Consider the following 2,454-nt stretch of genomic DNA (forward strand, 5'->3'; position numbering starts at 1 on the left):
ACCTCGGAGAGATGGGTGAGCAGCACCGACATGTTGTCGGCATAGGTGTAGTTCTCACGCTTCAGGTCCTCGGCGAAGGTCTCCAGCACCGAGAAGGCGCGCATGCCGAAAGCCGGCTCGCGGATCTCCTCGCCGGGCAGGTCCGGCACGTCGCGGGTGCCGAGCAGCACCATGATCTCGCCGACGCGCATCTGGTACTCGGCGACGACCGTGCCGTGGACCTTGATCTGGTAGCTCTTCGGCGGGATGGCGAAGTCGTCGGCGACGCGCACTTCCGGCACGACGAAGCCGTATTGCTGGGCGAACTTCTTGCGCATCTTGGCCATGCGGAAGACCAGCTCCTGATGTGACACAAGCAAGCGCGTCGACAGCTGCTTGCCGATCAGCAGCTCGATCTCGGCGGTGGCGAGCGAGGCCTTGACTGAGTTCTTCTCTTCCTCGGCCTTCTTGGCCTTCTCCTCGTCCCTCAGTGCTTCGGCGGCGGCCATGGCGCGGTTCTGGCGCATCGGAATGACGTAGCCGAGACCGGCCATGCCGCCAGCAAGCGCGAAGAACGGGAACAGCGGCAGGCCGGGCATGAGGCCGAGGATGACCAGCAGGAACGCCGCGACGTAGAGCGCGCGCGGATGGGCGCCGAGCTGGCCGAACACGGCCTGGTTGGCCGAGCCGCGGGTGCCGCCCTTGGAGACCAGCATGCCGGCGGCGAGCGAGACGATCAGCGCCGGGATCTGGGTGACGAGGCCGTCACCGACCGACAGTTTGATGAACACGTCGGCGGCTTCGCCCATACCCATGCCGTGGCGGATGTAGCCGATGGCGATGCCGCCGACGATGTTGATGGCGGTGATGATGAGGCCGGCGATGGCGTCGCCGCGCACGAATTTCGAGGCGCCGTCCATAGAGCCGAAGAAGGAGGATTCCTCTTCCAGCTCGCGGCGGCGCAGCTGCGCCGTCTTCTCGTCGATCATGCCGGCGGAGAGGTCGGCGTCGATCGACATCTGCTTGCCGGGGATGGCGTCGAGGGTGAAGCGGGCGCCAACCTCGGCGATACGGGTGGCGCCCTTGGTGATGACGATGAAATTCACCACGATCAGGATCAGGAAGACGATCAGGCCGATGACGAAGTCGCTCGACATCACCAGCTTCGAGAAGCCGGAGATGACATAGCCGGCCGCGTGCGTGCCCTCACTGCCGTGCGAGAGGATCATGCGCGTGGTGGCGATGTTGAGCGACAGCCTGAGCATGGTGGCGATCAGCAGCACGGTCGGGAAGGAGGAGAAGTCGAGCGGCCGCTGGATCCACAGCGCCACCATCAGGATCAGCACCGACAGCGCGATCGAGAAGGCAAGGCCGATGTCGATGAGGAAGGCCGGGATCGGCAAGAACAGCACCGCCAGGATGACGACGATGCCCAGCGCGAAGAAGACGTCGCGGCCGTTCTTGGCCACCAGGCCGGCCGGGATTGTTTCGCTGATCGCCATATCGTCCTCAAGTCTCCAGCGCGCCGAACGCGCGGCAGCCTTTCGAGCCTAACCAGCCAAGCTTGCGCGAGGGTGGGAGACTGGCTACTGCCGATGGGCGGCATCCTCAGCCGCGCGCAACCTTCAGAAGGGGACCGGCATGCTCGTGATTATCGGCACCATCCGCCTGCCGGCGCATAGGCTGGACGAGGCAAGGCCGGCCATGGAGAAGATGGTTTCGGCGAGCCACGCCGAGCCGGGCTGCCTCGAATATTCATATGCGCAGGACATCCTCGACGCAGGGCTGATCCGCGTCACGGAAGTGTGGAACGACAGGGCCGCGCTCGAGGCGCATTTCCGCACGCCGCACATCGCCGACTGGCGCGCGAGCTGGGCGGCCCTCGGCATCGGCGACCGCAACCTCGTGCTCTACGAAGCCGGCGACGCCAGGCCGATCTGAAGCGGGCCCCCCTCATCGATATCATTCCGATCGAGCGGCGCCAAAATGGCGCCACAAGCAGGCGGCATTGCAATAGCCACGCATGCCGCCCGGCGTATCAGGCACGGCAGCTTTCCATTCCCTTCGGAAATCGGCCAACCGCTCCGATGACTGCCACAAACCACAGCCAAGTCTACGCCCGCCGGCTTCGCGCGGTGCTGACCCGATCGATCCCGCTGCTCGAGGCGCGCGGCATCGTCATCGTCGTGCTTGCGGGTGTCGTCGGGGTGATGTCGGGCGCGCTGGTCACCGGCATGAGCGAACTGGTGCAAGGCATGCACTGGATGCTGTACGGTGTGCAGCCGGGCGGCCGGCTGTCGGCGATGTTCTCGCTGGCAAGCCCGATGCAGGCGCTGATCCCGGCGATCGGCGGCATCCTGCTTGGGCTGACCGTGATCTGGCTCAGGAGGCGCAAGTTCCGCACTCCGGTCGATCCGACCGAGGCGCCGAAGCCGCTGGACAGCACCGTCTGGCCGACGATGATGAACGTGTCGG

General features: G+C 65.6%; 2 protein-coding genes and 1 pseudogene. 2 read left to right on the top strand and 1 reads right to left on the bottom strand.

Annotated features, from left to right (window positions below):
* Window positions 1–1,481, bottom strand: a 1,481-nt coding sequence (locus tag EN781_RS30590) for an FHIPEP family type III secretion protein (protein WP_127400633.1), incomplete at its 3' end; no start/stop codon positions are given.
* Between the two features lie 139 nt (window positions 1,482–1,620).
* On the opposite strand from EN781_RS30590, the gene EN781_RS30595 reads away from it, so the two are divergent.
* Together EN781_RS30595 and EN781_RS30600 are read left to right on the top strand one after the other, a co-directional pair.
* Window positions 1,621–1,920, top strand: coding sequence for a putative quinol monooxygenase (locus EN781_RS30595; RefSeq protein WP_126058457.1), 300 nt, complete (start codon window positions 1,621–1,623; stop codon window positions 1,918–1,920).
* A gap of 146 nt (window positions 1,921–2,066) precedes the next feature.
* Window positions 2,067–2,454 (top strand): annotated as a pseudogene (locus EN781_RS30600) (hypothetical protein); the annotation flags it as partial.

Origin of the sequence: Mesorhizobium sp. M4A.F.Ca.ET.090.04.2.1, assembly GCF_003999085.1 — a bacterium.
Taxonomy (GTDB): Bacteria; Pseudomonadota; Alphaproteobacteria; order Rhizobiales; family Rhizobiaceae; genus Mesorhizobium.